Origin of the sequence: Pseudomonas sp. P5_109 (assembly GCF_034009455.1) — a bacterium.
In the GTDB taxonomy this organism is placed as follows: domain Bacteria; phylum Pseudomonadota; class Gammaproteobacteria; order Pseudomonadales; family Pseudomonadaceae; genus Aquipseudomonas.
Genome location: NZ_CP125380.1, coordinates 3,697,472 through 3,714,500, shown reverse-complemented (window position 1 = coordinate 3,714,500; position 17,029 = coordinate 3,697,472). Strand labels below are relative to the sequence as shown.

Below are 17,029 nucleotides of genomic sequence, written 5' to 3'. Positions count from 1 at the left end.
CGCACGTGAGTCCATCGCCAGCAAGCCGGCTCCTACAGTTTGGCGTTCACATCATTTTGACTCGGACGCGGGCCCGCGGGCGATGGTCGTTAACGATGACGCGTGTGGACCGGATAAACGCGGCGCACTGGAGTCCATCGCCAGCAAGCTGGCTCCTACAGTTTGGCGTTCACATCATTTCGATCAGGACGCGGTCCCTTGTAGGAGCCCGCTTGCGGGCGATGGTCGTTAACGATGACGCGTGTGGGCTGGATAAACGCGGCGCACTGGAGTCCATCGCCAGCAAGCCGGCTCCTACAGTTTCCCGGGAATGCGTGAAGAACCCAAAAAAAGGGCGTCCATCAGGACGCCCAGCAATCATCTCCAACTGTAGAGTCGCAGTCAGAGGCACATGGATCATTTCGGTCTGTAGGTTTCAGTCATTTGTGCGGTTTGATCGTCTGGAACCCGCAACTCAGTACTTTGGATTGGGTGACCCAGGGCTTGTTGCTGGGCCAGTCGTAGACTTTCGAAGTAATAGCGCATGCGTTCAGCTCCGCCTTCGGCAAAAGCGCTGGTCGAACCCAAGGCCAACAGGCCGGCGAGGATCATTGCGGTGCGTTTCATGGTTTGCCTCCCACTACAGATGTCGGATGCCTTTCGTCCATGAATCTATGAAGCAGTGTCGAAATGGCATTATCCGCCGATTCCGTTAAAAGGGAATTAACTCCGGTTGCTGGAAAGCCAGCATGAAAAAGGGGCCGGAATCGGCCCCTGGAAGGATTACTGCTGAACGACCGCGGGTGGCGTCTTTGGCTTCATCAGGCTGAAGTCGATCAGCGCGCGTTGCTCACGCTCATACGGGTTGCCGATCATCAATGGCCGGGCCTTGAAGCTATCGCTGACCAGACTTTTGCTGCGATCGAGTTCGTCGAAGCTCAGGCCCGCCAGATCGGCCCAGGTGTGGATCAGGTGCGAGCTGCTGTAAGGACGCGAGAGATCGCCGGCGAGGTTCCAGTCATGGCTTGCTCGCCATTTCGGCGAGGCCCAGGCCATGAACGGAATGGTGTACATCGGCGCCGTCGGCTTGTTCTCGTTGCGCCCCAGGGTGCTGTGTCCTACGGAATCGAACACGTCTTCGCCGTGGTCGGACAGGTACAGCAGGAAGCCGTTCGGATCGCTCTTGGCGTAGTCCTTGATCAGGCTCGATACCACGAAATCGTTGTACAGCACGGCGTTGTCGTAGCTGTTGTACGTCGGCAACTGGTCATCGCGAATGCCGGCAGGCACACCCGTGCGATCCTGGAACTTGTCGAAGGTCGACGGGTAGCGGTACTGGTAGCTCATGTGCGTGCCCAGCAAATGCACGACGATGAGTTTGCGCGGTGCCGCATCGGCCAGGGCCTTGTTGAACGGCTCGATCACGTCGCCATCGTACTGGGCGGCGTTCTGGTTGCGGTTGTTGTTCAGGTACACCTGTTCGTCGGCCTGTTCGGAGAAGGTCGTGAGCATGGTGTTGCGCTTGGTCATGGTCTGCTGGTTGGTGATCCAGAAGGTCTTGTAACCGGCCTGTTTCATCATGCTGACCAGCGATGGCGTCGACAGGTACAGGTCCGGGTTTTCTTCGTCGGCGAAGGTCAGGACCTGCTGCAGCGCTTCAATGGTGTACGGGCGCGGGGTGATGACGTTGTCGAAAACGTCCAGTTGATCCTTGAGCTTGTCCAGTTCCGGCGTGGTTTGCCGTGGGTAACCGTACAGGCTCATGCGCTGGCGGTTGGTGGACTCGCCGATCACCAGCACCAGGGTCGCAGGCTGGTTGGCCATGGCATCCTTGAGGTTGTGCAGCGGTGGAATCTTGCTGGCGCTGTCGAGCATGTCCTGCATGCCGGCCAGGGTTTCCAGGTAACGGTGATAGGCCACGGCCATCTGCCATGGCACAGCCGGCTCGATGCGGGTTTCGAACTTGTCGAAGCCTTCGGCGAAACTGCCGGTGCGCGAGGTCTGCTTGATCAGCGGATAACCGACCACCGCCACCACGATGGCCACGGCTGCCGCGATGGCCTTGCCACGGGGCAGGTACACCGGGCGCAGGCGAGTCCACAGGAACCAGGCAAAAACAGTGTGGGCCAGGAATGCCGGAACCATCCACCAGGCAAAGTACTGGGTCATGTACTCGCCGGCTTCAGCCACGTTCGACTCGAACATGATGAAGATGACGCTCTGGGAAAATTCCTGCTGGTAAATGAAGAAGTAGCCCAGGCTCGCCATGGAACACGCCCACAGCACAACGCCGATCACGGCGGCCATGACACGGGTCTGCTTGGGGAACAGCAGCATCGGCGCCAGCCAGATCGCGCTCATGACGAAGGCCTGGCGGAATCCGGTAAAGCCGGAGGTGCCCGTCAACTGGATCAGTAGCTGGGTAATGCCGGAAAAGTACCAGAAAAATACAAACAGCCAGATGAACCCGGCCCAGTCAAAACCTGCCGCAGTCGTTTTGCTGCGTTTGAACAAAGACATTCAGCGCTCCAGCCGAGAATTCACTACCACCGCCGGGACTTGGAGATCGCGGACGACGAACGAGGGCCGCGCGGAATCGGGCGGCCTTAAACGCGTAATTATCGTGAAACAATTGTGAAAATTTTGTGAGTTGCCGAAAATGGCAGGGCGTGAGCCAGTGCGGAAGCAGTGCAGACTGCTCCCGCTTGCAAGGGAAGCGTCAGGCGAGTGGGGCGCGCTGTGTCACAGCCAGGGGGTGGGTCTGGCCGGCTTGCAACAGCAGGCGTAACTGCGCCAGCTCCTGTTTCAACTGATCGCGTTCTTCTTTCAACTGACGCAATTCATCGCGACGGATAGTGACGTAAAGGGTTTGTGCTGGCAGTGCGGTATGTACTGTGCCCATTGCTCACCTCGCAAATGGCGTGTCTCAACTGTAGAGCCGCCTCGAAATCAACGGCTGATCTACTATCGGCGCCAATTTTGATTTCTTTTGCCCCCAAAGGGAACTTTTTTATTTTTCATTGTCGTTGTGTCTTCGGCTTGATTCCCGACGTTATCCATCAGGATCGGGCACAATGCCCGGAAACTTCACGCCAACGCTCTGGACTAACCTCATGAGTCGCGTTGGGCTATAACCTTTGACACACATTTTATTTGTAGTAGGGAGCATCAGCACATGCAACTCGGGATTATTGGACTGGGCCGCATGGGCGGCAATATTGCACGGCGCCTGATGCTCAACGGGCACACCACCGTTGTATATGACCGCAATACCGCCTTTGTCGAAGCCCTGGCCGCAGAGGGTTCCACCGGCGTCACCGATCTGCCTGCGCTGGTCGCTGGCCTGGCCAAGCCGCGTGCGGTGTGGGTCATGCTGCCAGCTGGCGCGCCGACCGAAGACACCATCGACACCCTGGGCACCTTGCTCGAAGCCGGCGACACCATCATCGATGGCGGCAACACCTTCTATAAGGACGATATCCGCCGGGCCAAAACCCTGTCGGAAAAAGGCCTGCACTACATCGACGTCGGTACGTCCGGCGGCGTCTGGGGCCTGGAGCGCGGTTACTGCATGATGATCGGCGGCGATACCGAGACCGTTAAGCGTCTCGATCCGCTGTTCGCCACCCTGGCCCCTGGCATGGGTGACATCCCGCGCACCAAGGACCGCAAGTCCGACGACGATCGTGCCGAGCGTGGCTACATTCACGCAGGTCCCGCCGGCGCCGGGCATTTCGTCAAGATGATCCACAACGGTATCGAGTACGGAATGATGCAGGCCTTCGCCGAAGGCTTCGACATCCTGCAAACCAAAAACAGCGAGAGCCTGCCGCCAGACCAGCGTTTCGACCTGAACGTCGCCGACATCGCCGAAGTCTGGCGTCGTGGCAGCGTGGTGTCCTCGTGGCTGCTCGACCTGACCGCCGATGCCCTGGCCAGCGATCCGAAACTCGACGGTTTCTCCGGGTCTGTGGCTGACAGCGGTGAGGGCCGCTGGACCATCGAAGCCGCAATGGAGCAAGCGGTGCCGGTACCGGTGCTGTCGAACTCGCTGTTCTCGCGCTACCGTTCGCGCGGGCAGGGCACCTTTGGCGACAAGGTGCTCTCGGCCCAGCGCTTCGGCTTCGGCGGCCACGTGGAGACCTCGAAAAAATGACCCACTTGATCCGCAAGAAATCCAAGGCTGAGCCCGCACCCGCGACGACGCTGTTTCTGTTTGGCGCCCATGGTGACCTGGTCAAGCGTCTGTTGGTGCCAGCGCTGTATAACCTCAAGCGCAACGGCCTGCTCGGGGATGGACTGCGGATCATCGGCGTTGACCACAACGCCATCAGCGATGAAGGTTTTGCGCAAAAGCTCGAAGACTTCATTCGCGGCGAGATGGCTGGCAAGGGTGACCACACCCTTGATCCAGCGGTCTGGTCGAAACTTGCCAAAGGCATCAGCTACGTCCAGGGCGACTTCCTGGACGACAGCACTTATCAAGCGCTGGCGGCGAAAATCGCCGACAGCGGAACCGGCAATGCGGTGTTCTACCTGGCCACCGCGCCGCGTTTCTTCAGTGAAGTGGCACGCCGTCTCGGTGCCGCCGGCTTGCTGGAAGAAACTCCCGAGGCGTTCAGAAGGGTGGTGATCGAAAAGCCCTTCGGCTCCGACCTGCATACGGCCGAGGCCTTGAATGCCTGCCTGCTCAAGGTGATGACGGAAAAGCAGATTTACCGGATCGATCACTATCTGGGCAAGGAAACGGTACAGAACATTCTGGTCAGCCGTTTTTCCAACAGCCTGTTCGAAGCGTTCTGGAACAATCACTACATCGACCACGTGCAGATCACCGCCGCCGAAACCGTCGGCGTGGAAACCCGTGGCAGTTTTTATGAGCACACCGGCGCGCTACGGGACATGGTGCCCAATCACCTGTTCCAGCTGCTGGCGATGGTGGCGATGGAGCCTCCCGCCGCGTTTGGCGCCGATGCGGTGCGCGGCGAGAAAGCCAAGGTCGTCGGCGCGATCAGGCCCTGGACGGTCGAGGAGGCTCGCGCCAACTCGGTGCGCGGTCAATACGCCGCCGGTGAAATCGACGGTAAGGCACTGCCGGGTTATCGCCAGGAAGACAAGGTTGCGCCCGATAGCAATACCGAAACCTATGTGGCCCTCAAGGTCATGATCGACAACTGGCGTTGGGTCGGGGTGCCGTTCTACCTGCGTACCGGCAAGCGCATGAGCGTGCGTGACACCGAGATCGTCATCTGTTTCAAGCCGGCGCCCTATGCGCAGTTTCGCGACACCGAAGTCGACGAATTGCAGCCGACCTATCTGCGGATTCAAATCCAGCCGAACGAAGGCATGTGGTTCGACCTGTTGGCCAAGCGCCCTGGTCAGGCCCTGAAGATGGACAACATCGAATTGGGGTTTGCCTACAAGGACTTCTTCGAGATGCAGCCGTCCACCGGCTACGAGACCCTGATCTACGATTGCCTGACAGGCGACCAGACGCTGTTCCAGCGCGCCGACAACATCGAGAACGGCTGGCGTGCCGTGCAACCGTTCCTGGAGGCCTGGCAGCAGGATTCCAGCGTGCAGAGCTATGCCGCCGGGGAAAACGGCCCCAAGGCCGGCGAAGAATTGCTCACCCGTGACGGTCGCGTCTGGCACCGTCTTGGATAACCCGTATCTCCTGTGGGAGCGGGCTTGCTCGCGAAGAGGCCGCCACATTCAACATTTGAGTTGACTGGCAGTCCGCTTTCGCGAGCAAGCCCGCTCCCACATTTTTGGTTCGGGTTACAGCCAGTAACTCACTGCATACCACCCTAGCAAGCCCATCACCACGGTGTACGGCAACGCCATCCAGACCATCCGCCCGTAAGACAGGCGCACCAGCGGTGCAATGGCCGACGTCAGCAAGAACAGAAACGCCGCCTGGCCATTGGGTGTCGCCACGCTCGGCAGGTTGGTGCCGGTATTGATCGCAATGGCCAGCGTCTCGAAGTGCTCACGGGTCATCTCACCCGCCATGAAGGCGCGCTTCACTTCAGTGATGTAAATGGTTGCCACGAACACGTTGTCGCTGATGGCGGACAGCAGGCCGTTGGCAATGAACAGCATGCCCGGCTGTTGATCCGCCGGCAGCGCCAGTACCCAGTGGATCAGTGGGGCGAACAATTGCTGATCGTGAATCACCGCGACCACCGCGAAAAACACCACCAACAATGCGGTGAACGGCATGGCGTCCTTGAACGCGGTGCCGAGGCGGTGCTCGTCGGTGATGCCGGTAAACGCGGTGATCAACACGATCACCATCAAGCCGATCAAGCCCACCTCGGCGATGTGGAACGCCAGCCCGACAATCAGAATCAACGCGGCAGCGCCTTGCACAAGAAGCGCGGCACGTTGGCGTGGGGAGCGCTCGGCATCATCTTCAGCGGCATAGTTGGCCAGCACCGCGCGGACGTTTTCCGGCAGCAGCGTGCCGTATCCGAACCAGTGCAGCTTTTCCAGCAGGACGCACGTGACCAGCCCGGCAACCAGTACCGGCAGGGATACCGGCGCAACCTGGGTAAAGAACTCGGAGAAGTGCCAGCCCATTTCATGGCCGATCAGCAGGTTCTGCGGTTCACCGACCAGCGTGCAAACACCGCCCAATGCAGTGCCCACGGCGCCGTGCATCAGCAGACTGCGCAGAAAGGCGCGGAACTGTTCGAGATCACCCTGATGCAGGGTCGGCAGGTGTTTGTCGTCGCTGTACTCACTGTCCTGGCGCGGATCGTTACCCGAGGCGACGCGGTGATACACCGAGTAAAAGCCGACGGCGGCACTGATGATCACGGCCGTCACGGTCAAGGCATCGAGGAACGCCGAGAGAAAGGCCGACAGAAAGCAGAACATCAGCGCCAGCAGGGCCTTGGAGCGAACGCCTAGCAGCAGGCGCGAGAACAGGTACAGCAACAAGTCCTTCATGAAATAAATGCCGGCCACCATGAACATCAGCAGCAGGATCACCGGGAAGTTGTGCTGCAACTCATCGTACAGCGCCTGGGGCGTGGTCATCTTCAGCAGCAGGGCTTCAATCAACAACAGGCCGCCGGGCATCAGCGGATAACACTTGAGCGCCATGGCCAGGGTAAAGATGAACTCCAGCACCAGCAGCCAGCCAGCGGCCACCGGGCCCACGGTCCACAGCACCAGGGCATTGAGAATCAGAAAGCCGACGATGCAGGCCTTGTACCAACGGGGCGAGTTCCCGAGAAAGTTGTGCGCGAACGCCTGGGCCATTGAACCGGACATCGGCTGCTCCTTGTTTTAAGAAGCGCGCAAGTTGCCGTAAGCGGGCGAGAAGATCAAGCACACGAATAATGCATCGGTTCAGCCCAGATATCGCGCGACGATTGCCTTGTAATTCCCATGCAGCGAATAGCCGCCCACGACGATATTTCCATCGCTCTGCGCCGCGATACAAGTGGCGGTATCCAGGCTGGGGCCGAGGCGGGTACGGGCATAGCCGCAGCCTGCGTTGAAGCGGCTATCGAGATGGCCGTCGGGCAGGTATCGCCCGACAATGAAGTCTGCTTCAACGCCGCCGATGGTTGCGCCGACTGTGAGCACACGGCCATCGGGCTGTAACTGCGCGGCATTCCACTGGCAGCCACTGTGGCCAATGACCAGGCGTTGCGGCTGGCCACCGTTACAGTGGTTGTCGGGGCGGCCGTTGCTGTGCATTTTATAGGTCAGGCAGTGCATCGGCTCGTGACTGCTGCCTACACACAGGATGTCGCCATTGATTTGCTGGACCACCTGACTGATCTGGGCACCATGCCCGTGCGCCTTGAAAGTCATGAATCCATCCACGGCAAAACTGTCGTCGAGGTGGCCGTCAGCCTGGTAGCGCGCCAGCAAGCCTTCCTCAGGGAAGTTGATCGAGCCACCCACCAGAACCCGGCCGTCGCGCTGTACCGTCAGGCTGCTGAGCCAGGTGTTCATCAGCAGGTGCCTGACCACGACAAAGCCGCGGCCATTGAACGAGCAGTCCAGCGAGCCTTCGACATCCAGCCGAATCAACAGACCGACATGATCGGCCAGTTCGAAGTGATGATTGGCCAGGATCAGGATCCGGCCGTCTTGCTGTACGTCCACATCGCAGGCTTCTGCACCCGGCACGCCGGGAGGCAGCCAGACATCGCGCATGCCCAGGGACAGGCCGCCAGGCAATCGCACGACACGGCGACCGTTATCGCCAAAGCCTTGAACCAGGCGCCCCTCCTGATCGAACAATGCCAGGGCCGGGAGCGTGCGATGGGCGTTTTCGTATTGCAGGCCGGCCAACAGGATATTGCCGTCGGGCATGACCAGTACCTTGGCGCCCATGGCTTCGAAACCCGATTCGAATTGCCCGATGACACTGCCTTGCTTGCCGAACGCAAGGTCTGCCGAACCATCCTCCAGCAAGCGGGCCAGGCCAAAGCGACTGCCTTCGGCCATGGCGACCTTGGCCGCCACCAGCAAGCGGCCTTGGCCATCGATGGCGACGTCATTGGCCAGGCTGGAAAGGCTGTCGGCGAAATACACCTGGGTTTTGCCGTTGGCGGCAAATGTCGTATCGAGAGTACCGGCAATATTCCGGGTGGCGGAGTAGGCAATGGCGGACTGGATTGGCATGAACCGCATCTCCTTGCGAGTCGTCCTGATCCAGAAGTTTGGGTGGCGACTATATAAGGAGAATATTCAATCCCTGAATGGGGAGATGCACAACTGCAATAACTAACAGACGGAGAGTCGCTGTGTGCCACAACAGTGTCTTTTCGAACCAATGGCAAGCCTGCAAAGAATCCGCTGCACAAAAGTTCAAACTAACGGGGCAATTAGTGTAGAAGGGCGAGAGCGAGCAGCCCAACTAAAAACGGGGGAGGGCGCGGATTACCCCGGAGTAATCCGCAAAACGATTAGTACGGCATCGACCACGACTGCAGTGCGTAACCTTCCTGGCTCAATTCGGCGCGGGCCTGTTCCAGCAGCAATTCGAGTTGTGCAGGATCGGAATAAGCACTGCTTGGGATCTGCCTGCGGCCAATGCTGGTGCTGGTCCGGTCGATCACGGTCAGGCTGAGTTCGCCATTACCGTCCTGTGGAGCCCAGGCCACGCATGTGAATGGTTTAAATGCGCGGTCGGCAATCAGAAGTGCTTCGTTGATACGCAGCGGGGCGTTCATAGGGTCTTCTCTCTGTATGCCCAATCAAGTGATGTGCCGTCGGTTGGGCTTACCGTTCGGCTGGTTACTTGTACTGATGCCCGCAACCCGGAGTTGGGTCACACAAAATCAAAAGAAATTTCGACTTTATTTCATATGCCCGGGAATGAGCCCGGCATTGAAAGCTGAATGAAAGGAAAGAGTCGTTAGGTGACTATCAAAAGCACTTCTTATAACTGGATGTATGGCAACCCTATAGTCAAACGGTACAAGGATCCGTCAAGTTCTTGCTAACGTTACAGTCAGGTCCGCCAAATGACTGTTTTTAATAAAATTTCTTAATTTTGGCGCCAAGGAATAGTCATGAGTGATGCGCCTGTTTCACGACGTCTATTAGTGGTGGACCCTTGCGACGATTGCTATCGTCTGCTCCCCGGATTGCGCGCTATCGGTTGGGACGTTGATAGCTGCGCGCTGGAACACGCCGCTGACCGAACCTGTGACGTGGGCTTGTTACGCCTGCAGCCTTTTCACCTCGAACACCCCGAGGCCGTCAAGGAGTTGATCAGCCGCAGTGGTACCGAGTGGATAGCCGTCCTCAATCAGGAAATGCTGCGATTGCAAAATGTGGGCGACTTCGTCTGTGAATGGTTTTTTGACTTTCATACTTTGCCATTCGATGTGTCCCGGGTTCAGGTAACGTTGGGCCGGGCATTTGGCATGGCGCGGTTGCGAGGCCAGGGTACGGTCCATGTTGACCAACCCGAGCACGAATTGCTCGGCGACAGCAAACCTATCCGTGAACTGCGAAAACTGTTGAGCAAACTGGCTCCAACCGAATCTGCGGTGTTGATTCGCGGTGAAAGCGGCACTGGCAAGGAACTGGTCGCACGCACCCTGCATCGCCAGTCCCAGCGTCACAGCAAACCCTTTATTGCAATCAATTGCGGCGCGATTCCCGAACACTTGATCCAGTCCGAGTTGTTTGGTCATGAGAAAGGCTCATTTACCGGCGCACACCAACGCAAGGTCGGACGGATCGAAGCCGCCAACGGTGGCACTCTGTTTCTCGACGAGATCGGGGACCTGCCCCTGGAACTACAGGCCAACCTGTTGCGGTTCCTCCAGGAAAAACACATCGAGCGAGTGGGCGGCAGTCAGCCGATTGCCGTGGATGTGCGGATTCTGGCGGCGACGAATGTCGACCTGGAAGCCGCTATCGAGAAGAAACGCTTTCGCGAAGATTTGTATTATCGCCTGAACGTACTGCAGGTGGTGACCGTACCGTTGCGCGAGCGCCATGGTGACTTGTCGATGCTGGCCAACCACTTCTCCCATTTCTACAGCCGTGAAACCGGGCGTCGCCCACGCAGTTTCAGCGAAGATGCCTTGATTGCCATGGGCAAACACGACTGGCCAGGCAATGTTCGTGAACTGGCCAATCGCGTTCGTCGCGGGCTGGTGTTGGCCGAAGGCCGGCAGATCGAGGCCCGCGACCTGGGGTTGATCAGCCAGCATACGATCGCCGCGCCGATGGGCACCCTGGAAGAATACAAGACCCGGGCCGAACGCCAGGCGTTGTGCGATGTATTGAACCGCCACAGCGATAACCTGAGTGTCGCCGCCAAAGTACTGGGGGTGTCGCGACCGACCTTCTACCGGTTGTTGCACAAACATCAGATTCGCTGAACCCCAACTGCAAAAAAAGCTTCTTCACGCATTCCCGGGAAACTGTAGGAGCCGGCTTGCTGGCGATGGACTCCAGTGCGCCGCGTTTATCCAGTCCACACGCGTTATCGTTAACGACCATCGCTGGCAAGCCAGCTCCTACAAAAGACCGCGTCCGAGTCGACAATGATGTGAACGCCAAACTGTAGGAGCCGGCTTGCTGGCGATGGCCTCAAGTGCGCCGCGTTTATCCAGTCCACACGCGTTATCGTTAACGACCATCGCTGGCAAGCCAGCTCCTACACGGGACCGCGTCCTGGTGGAAATGATGTGAACACCAAACTGTAGGAGCCAGCTTGCTGGCGATGGACTCAAGTTCGCCGCGTATATCCCGGTCACACGCGTAATCGTTAACGATCATCGCTGGCAAGCCAGCTCCTACAGGGGGCCGCGTCCGAGTCGAAATGATGTGAACACCAAACTGTAGGAGCCGGCTTGCTGGCGATGTACTCAAGTTCGCCGCGTTTATCCAGCCCACACGCGTTATCGTTGACGACCATCGCTGGCAAGCCAGCTCCTACACGGGGCCGCGTCCTGGTGGAAATGATGTGAACACCAAACTGTAGGAGCCGGCTTGCTGGCGATGGACTCAAGTGCGCCGCGTTTATCCAGCCCACACGCGTTATCGTTGACGACCATCGCTGGCAAGCCAGCTCCTACAAAAGACCGCGTCCTGGTGGAAATGATGTGAACGCCAAACTGTAGGAGCCGGCTTGCTGGCGATGGACTCAAGTGCGCCGCGTTTGTCCGGTTTACGCGCGTTATCGTTAACGACCATCGCTGGCAAGCCAGCTCCTACACGGGACCGCGTCCTGGTGGAAATGATGTGAACACCAAACTGTAGGAGCCGGCTTGCTGGCGATGGACTCAAGTTCGCCGCGTATATCCAGGTCACACGCGTCATCGTTAACGATCATCGCTGGCAAGCCAGCGCCTACAAGGGATCGCGTCCGAGTCGGGCCTCCAAACCAGTGAAAGCCCCTAAAAAAACGCTGCGATGAAAGTTGCTGCGGTTTTTTGTTTGGGTCAGAAGTAGTAAGGGAATTTCAGGCTGAACTGGAAGTCCGGGGCATCGTCCGTCAGGCCGATGGACAGGTTGGGGACGATGGTCAGGTTGTCGGTGGCCGCAATGGTCATGCCGATGTTGAAGTAACCGGCGTTGGCATCGCTGGACACCACTGATTGCCAATCTCCGCCATCTTCCTTGAGCTTGCTTTTGCGTTGCACCAGGTCAGAGACCGAGAACGACATACTCATCTTTTCGTTCAGGGCAAACGCAATACCGGCGCCGATCTGGAAACTGTCGCCAATGCGTACTTTGCCCGGCGTCTTGAGCGCCGGATTGGAGCTGATGTCGTCGAAAGACTCTTCCAGGTTGTGCGTGTACGACAGGCTGCCGAACAGCACTGCCGGATCGAAGGTCTTGACCAAAGAGATCCCCGGCGTGATCGACCAGACCCCATTACCGGTAGGCAAGGACTCAGGCACGGCAAGGTTGGAGTTGGTGTCCACCCGAACCAGCTTGATGCCGAACGGGTCTTTGCCAGTCGGTGCCTTGACGCGCAAGGTCGCCACGGCATCCGGCGTGTTGGCCGACTCGTCGAGGAATTTGTAGGCGATACCGAAGTTGACGTCGCCAATGGCCGGGTCTTCCTTGACGGTATCTTCGGTCGTGACGTTTGCCGCGCCGTTATTGCCGCCACCGGACTGGTACGTAGATTGACGGTAGACCACCGGCACGTTCAGGTCGAACTGCCAGCGATTGTTGAAGTTGTAGCGGCCGGTGAGGTCCAGTGTCCAGGTGTCGGCCTTTATCCGGTCCAGGTTGATGGCGCCGAGAAATATCGAGTCCAGGGCGAGAAAACCGTTGAGGACCAACTGGCGGGTATCGTACCGGGAGTAGGTTATCCCGGTTTCGACGCTGAACTTGCCACCGCCGAAGAACCCGCTGGCCTCGTCATACAGGTTTGAAACGCTTTGCGCCGGTTGTGAGTCATCGGCCAGCGATTGTCCATACGAACTGCCGCTGCCCCCGACGGCCCCCCCTGAAGCCGCCGCGGCACCGGTGCCGGTGGCGACGTTTGGATTGCCCTTCAGGTCCGCTGGGGACTTGACCAGGCGTTTGGGCGGGGGCGAAGCGGGCTGCTCTTCGACCTGGCGGACCCGTTGCTCAAGAACCGCCAAGGCTTTTTGCTGGACTTCGTATCGTTGTTTCAACTCCAGAAGCTCTCGTTTGAGAGCCTCCAGTTCCGGGTCAGGTGCTGCCTGCACCATCGCCATCGGGAGTAGAGAGCACAAGCATATAACTGCACGCAGTGATACCAATCGGTACATGAAAAAGCCGCCCATTTGTGCCCAATGCTCGTGTCTCAGCGTAGCTCAATACCCCAAGGTCCGTAATGCAGCGAGTTGGTTCAGGTTGTAGCCCAATGCACCAGCACTCGGGCTTTTATTGTCGAGCACGACGCTGAGTCGAGTCAGGTTGTTGACCACATTGCTGCTGCCCAGCAACCGGGTGTCTTGCAGCAACCCGCCTTGGGCGACCTGTTGCAGGCTTGAGCCCTGGTTGTTGTTGGCGGTAATGGCCACCTGAACGCCGCCGCCGGTCGCGGACACGGCGACACTGCCTGCAGCATTGCTGCCGGTGATGGTTTCACCGGCTATCAGTGCCTGGCCCCGGCTCGGCACCGGCGCAGGGGCCGTGCTGGCCTCTTTGACGTTGATGGCGATCTTGTTGTTTGAACTGTTGCCATCGCCTGCAGCCCGTGTGACCTGGGTGATGCCCTGAGAGGTGCCCAGCCCGGCGCCACCCGTTACACGACCGGTACCCGAGTTGGGCGAACCGCCTTTACCGTTGTGTTTGATGGTTGAAACGTAGAACTCGGGCTTGACCGTTGCGGCTTGAAGTCGCATCGAGGTGGTTGCCCCGATCAGATCACCACTGGCGTTGCGCCAGGTACTGCTCATGACAACACCGAAGCTGATGATCCGCCCCGGCATCACATACCGGCCACGCAACTCGGCCAGTTCCTGGTCCTTGATTTCGATGGGACTAAACTCATCAGCAAAACCTAAAGTGTTCGCTGCCAGACAGGTAGCGAACACCCAATACGAGGTTTTCATTTGCTGCTCCCGGAGCATCCTGCCCCCAATCATCTTATTGGCGATTAAAAGAAATCGCTCTGTATGAAACCAAAATCCATCAGTTCAGCATCCTTGACCGGGTTGAAGTTATCCATCTTGTTCTTGGCAGTCAGCGGCTCCGGTGGACTGCGTAACGCATTGGTTTTGTCGTAACCGGGGCCGATGATAGCGAAGACAATGCCATTCCAGCCTTTGACAAAATCATCATGGGAGTAGCGTTTGTGACCGAGCACCGGGTCGCCGATGTAGACCCAGTTCTTGTCCGCCCGTTGCAACACCACGAAGTGCTTGTAGCCGCGAATTTCCATCAGTACCACCACCGGAATCGTCACCGCATCGAGTCTTTCAGGCGGGATCTTGTAGCCCCGGGCGCGCATGCCGATGCGCTCTATGTAGCGCTTCATGTCCAGCATGGAAAAACCCTGGGTACGCACAAGGTCCTGGTCTGCGGTGACCAGCATGCCCTTGATGATGTGCTCTTCATCGACGTCAAGCCAATAGGCCTGGCGCAGTATTGTTGCCAGCGCGGCGGCACCGCAGCTGAAATCGGTTTTCTGTTCGACGATGTCGCTGAACCTGCGCTCACGCAAACTCTGTACGTGCTTGTACACCAGCACGCCGCCCGGCAGGGCGGCAACCGGCATCTGTGCGGCCTGGGTCAGCCCAGACAGGCAGAGCAGGGCGAAAAGGGCCGTCTTATGCATGGACGATACGCCTTCAGACCGAGGAAAAGCGCCGTCGCCGAGGCTTTCATGACGGTCGCGATTATGGGCATGATTTGCAGCCTGCGGCGATGGACAGCGAGTTGCTTTGCTGGTTGCCGACGCCGGACGATACGTTGGCTCCGCCGTTGCCGGAGAAGTTGTTCATCGAGCTCGTGATCGAAGCATTGTTGGTTACAGGGGGTTTCCAGCCTTCCAGCGTCATCACTTGTTGAGTGGTTATGCCGGACAGACCGAGTACGCCCACGGGTACGAAATCAGTCCTGGCGTTGTTGGTGACGTTCAGCCCGGACGTGCTTTGGTTAGCCGCCGCTGCGGCAACTGCTACACGGCCGCCCGAAACGGCAATCGCCAGGTTGTTTTTCTGTTGGTTGAAGTCGCCGGTGGTCACATTGATGCCGATGTTGCCGGAACCGCTGTTGCCAGCGTTATTGAGCGTTGTGTTGTTGGTGTTGGAGTGGTTCCTGGCGGTGTTGCCGGTGCTCTTCTGAGTCGCGCTGGAGACGGTGACGGCGGAGCCGAAGATGAAGGCTTCGTCCGCGGTGGCAAGGGCGGCGGCGTTGTCTTGCTGGTTGCCGTTACCGGCTGCAACGTTGGCGCCCATGTTGCCGTTGGAGTTGTTCAGGGAGTTATCGATTATGGCGTCGTTTTTGGTGCCCCGGTTCACTACCCCGCTGTCACTGCTTTCCTGCGAGTCCAGCACGGCGGCCCCGGCGCCTGAGGTAATCTGCAGAATCTGATCCAGCGACGGGCCATTAGGCTGTTGGTTGCCGCCCTGTCCATTGCCCTGCACGGGATCAGCCTGGGCTGCGAATGCCATCACTGCTGCCAGGGCGAAAGCCAGTGGTTTGAGAGCAGTTGTCGGGTTCATGGTGATTCTCCGTGCTCATTTGTTGGTCAAGTGTTGGTACTTCCCCATTCGCACTGTATCGGGGGTCAGTCAGAGACCCGGATACTCAGGGTGTTAGCCATTCGGTTCCCCACCCCGGCACTTTGGTTCACCTGGATCACGCCCCGGCTGCCAGTGAAGGCCTGGTCGCTCGTCACGACCTGGCGACTGCCGTTTGGTGTGCCAGTTGCTCCCGAGCCCGGTAGCAACGCCACGTTCTGTTGAGAAAGAGTGCTGTCGTCGATGGCTTGCGGTGCAGCGCCGATGCTGATACGCAGGGCGTTGGCCATCTGGTTGTTCGCCCCGGCACTCTGGTTGACGCCCAGTACGCCGTTGCCATTACTGAAAGAGGTGCCGCCGATATTGGCCGTCGCATCCATCGACGGATTGGCGGGCGTGGTGATTTTCTGCCTGACGCTGGTGGTCGCGCCGACTTCGGTACCAATGGCGATCGCGCGGACGTTGGCCTGCTGCTGTTGATCACCTGCCGCCTGGTTGACGCTGAAGTTACCTCGGTATTGGGCACCGGAATCCAGGAGGGTGGCGTTGTTCACCGAGCTGACGCCCGAATCGGCCATCACGCTGGTGCCGCCGAGCAGGGCAAGTAGCAGGGCAGTTAACAGGGCAGGTAAAAGAAGGGAACGATCCATCTCATTGCCCCCCCGCCATTCTGCCCAGTGAGCCCAGGCCGGTGCTCATGGCGCGGTTGATTGTTCCGGAAATGGCGCCGCCACTGCCACCACCGTGTCCGACGGACATGCCAGGCAAACCGTTGGGGTTGGTGACGACATTCAGGCCTTGCATGCCGCCCGGGTTTTGCCCGAAGTTGTTATGAGGGGTCGTTCCGGTGGTTACCCCGGCGATATCGGCGTCGCTGAGTTCCCCGGTGACGCGGGCAGAAGGATTGGCACTGATGGTGGCCGGGTTCGGATCCCTGCCGCCACTGCGACCGATGAGCGTTGGGTGAACGGTACGATCAAGCACGATGACACCGTTGCCTTCGGCTTGAACGTTGAAACTGAGAACAGTGCCGGCAGCGCTCGCGATCAGCAGGAGGCACATCAAGCCTTTTTTTTTGAATATCTCCACGACATTCATTCCTTCATTTGTAAGCTGGCCCCGGTCAGCTGTGTAAGGCATAGAGCGAAAGCTGTGCCGCCTTTTGAATATCGAGTTGATTCAATGGCTTACAGACTTGGATCGGGAACCTTTTGTCGAGGGTGTACCAACGGTGAGACAAAACCCTGCGCAGGCAACCCGTAATTGCGGAGCAACCCCTCTGGAACAAGGGTTCTAGCGTTTTTGTAACAACGCCTTAACACATTGGTGAGCAAACGAGGCAGGGCGTTGAAATGGGTAGTTTCAGGCAGGGAGGTTGTTTCAGG

15 protein-coding genes are annotated in these 17,029 nt (G+C 58.6%); 3 read left to right on the top strand and 12 right to left on the bottom strand.

Going from position 1 to position 17,029, the window contains the following annotated elements; genetic code table 11:
* Window positions 1–396 precede the first annotated feature (396 nt).
* The 3 genes from QMK54_RS16620 to QMK54_RS16610 all read right to left on the bottom strand — a co-directional run bounded on the left by QMK54_RS16620 (window position 397) and on the right by QMK54_RS16610 (window position 2,881).
* Window positions 397–606: a hypothetical protein gene (locus QMK54_RS16620; RefSeq protein ID WP_110661072.1), complete on the bottom strand. Its 210-nt coding sequence runs from the start codon at window positions 604–606 to the stop codon at window positions 397–399.
* A gap of 156 nt (window positions 607–762) precedes the next feature.
* Complete coding sequence (locus QMK54_RS16615; RefSeq protein WP_223592354.1) at window positions 763–2,499, bottom strand: phosphoethanolamine transferase CptA; 1,737 nt, start codon at window positions 2,497–2,499, stop codon at window positions 763–765.
* Between the two features lie 199 nt (window positions 2,500–2,698).
* Window positions 2,699–2,881, bottom strand: a complete 183-nt coding sequence (locus tag QMK54_RS16610) for a DUF6026 family protein (RefSeq protein ID WP_110661070.1) — start codon at window positions 2,879–2,881, stop codon at window positions 2,699–2,701.
* Between the two features lie 249 nt (window positions 2,882–3,130).
* Between QMK54_RS16610 and gnd the strand changes: the two genes are divergently transcribed.
* Together gnd and zwf are read left to right on the top strand one after the other, a co-directional pair.
* A complete protein-coding gene (gnd, locus tag QMK54_RS16605) occupies window positions 3,131–4,135 on the top strand; it encodes a phosphogluconate dehydrogenase (NAD(+)-dependent, decarboxylating) (RefSeq protein WP_347232999.1) in 1,005 nt (334 codons plus the stop codon).
* The gene (gene zwf, locus QMK54_RS16600) at window positions 4,132–5,646 is read left to right on the top strand and encodes a glucose-6-phosphate dehydrogenase (protein WP_110661068.1); all 1,515 of its coding nucleotides are present in this window, start codon (window positions 4,132–4,134) and stop codon (window positions 5,644–5,646) included. The genes gnd and zwf overlap by 4 nt, the downstream gene beginning before the upstream one ends.
* Before the next feature lie 114 nt (window positions 5,647–5,760).
* Here zwf and nhaB read toward each other — a convergent pair whose 3' ends face one another.
* From nhaB to QMK54_RS16585, 3 genes are all read right to left on the bottom strand, one after another.
* Complete coding sequence (nhaB, locus tag QMK54_RS16595) at window positions 5,761–7,263, bottom strand: sodium/proton antiporter NhaB (protein WP_320400900.1); 1,503 nt, start codon at window positions 7,261–7,263, stop codon at window positions 5,761–5,763.
* Window positions 7,264–7,341: 78 nt separating this feature from the next.
* Complete coding sequence (locus tag QMK54_RS16590; protein WP_223592343.1) at window positions 7,342–8,631, bottom strand: hypothetical protein; 1,290 nt, start codon at window positions 8,629–8,631, stop codon at window positions 7,342–7,344.
* A gap of 284 nt (window positions 8,632–8,915) precedes the next feature.
* A complete protein-coding gene (locus tag QMK54_RS16585; RefSeq protein WP_110662460.1) occupies window positions 8,916–9,182 on the bottom strand; it encodes a hypothetical protein in 267 nt (88 codons plus the stop codon).
* A 342-nt stretch (window positions 9,183–9,524) separates the two neighbouring features.
* Between QMK54_RS16585 and QMK54_RS16580 the strand changes: the two genes are divergently transcribed.
* Complete coding sequence (locus QMK54_RS16580; RefSeq protein ID WP_320400899.1) at window positions 9,525–10,850, top strand: sigma-54 dependent transcriptional regulator; 1,326 nt, start codon at window positions 9,525–9,527, stop codon at window positions 10,848–10,850.
* 1,065 nt (window positions 10,851–11,915) lie between these two features.
* On the opposite strand, the gene QMK54_RS16575 is transcribed toward QMK54_RS16580, so the two are convergent.
* From QMK54_RS16575 to QMK54_RS16550, 6 genes are all read right to left on the bottom strand, one after another.
* Window positions 11,916–13,223 carry a transporter gene (locus QMK54_RS16575; protein WP_223592341.1) on the bottom strand — a complete coding sequence of 436 codons (1,308 nt, stop codon included), beginning with the start codon at window positions 13,221–13,223 and terminating at the stop codon, window positions 11,916–11,918.
* A 45-nt stretch (window positions 13,224–13,268) separates the two neighbouring features.
* Window positions 13,269–14,030, bottom strand: a complete 762-nt coding sequence (locus tag QMK54_RS16570; protein ID WP_110662172.1) for a hypothetical protein — start codon at window positions 14,028–14,030, stop codon at window positions 13,269–13,271.
* Window positions 14,031–14,056: 26 nt separating this feature from the next.
* Window positions 14,057–14,737 carry a C39 family peptidase gene (locus tag QMK54_RS16565; protein WP_110662173.1) on the bottom strand — a complete coding sequence of 227 codons (681 nt, stop codon included), beginning with the start codon at window positions 14,735–14,737 and terminating at the stop codon, window positions 14,057–14,059.
* Window positions 14,738–14,798: 61 nt separating this feature from the next.
* Window positions 14,799–15,626, bottom strand: a complete 828-nt coding sequence (locus QMK54_RS16560; RefSeq protein WP_110662174.1) for a heme utilization protein — start codon at window positions 15,624–15,626, stop codon at window positions 14,799–14,801.
* Between the two features lie 65 nt (window positions 15,627–15,691).
* Entirely contained in the window at window positions 15,692–16,294 is a 603-nt protein-coding gene (locus tag QMK54_RS16555; protein WP_320400898.1) for an adhesin, read from the bottom strand.
* 1 nt (window position 16,295) lies between these two features.
* Window positions 16,296–16,742, bottom strand: a complete 447-nt coding sequence (locus QMK54_RS16550) for a hypothetical protein (RefSeq protein ID WP_223592329.1) — start codon at window positions 16,740–16,742, stop codon at window positions 16,296–16,298.
* Window positions 16,743–17,029 lie beyond the last annotated feature (287 nt).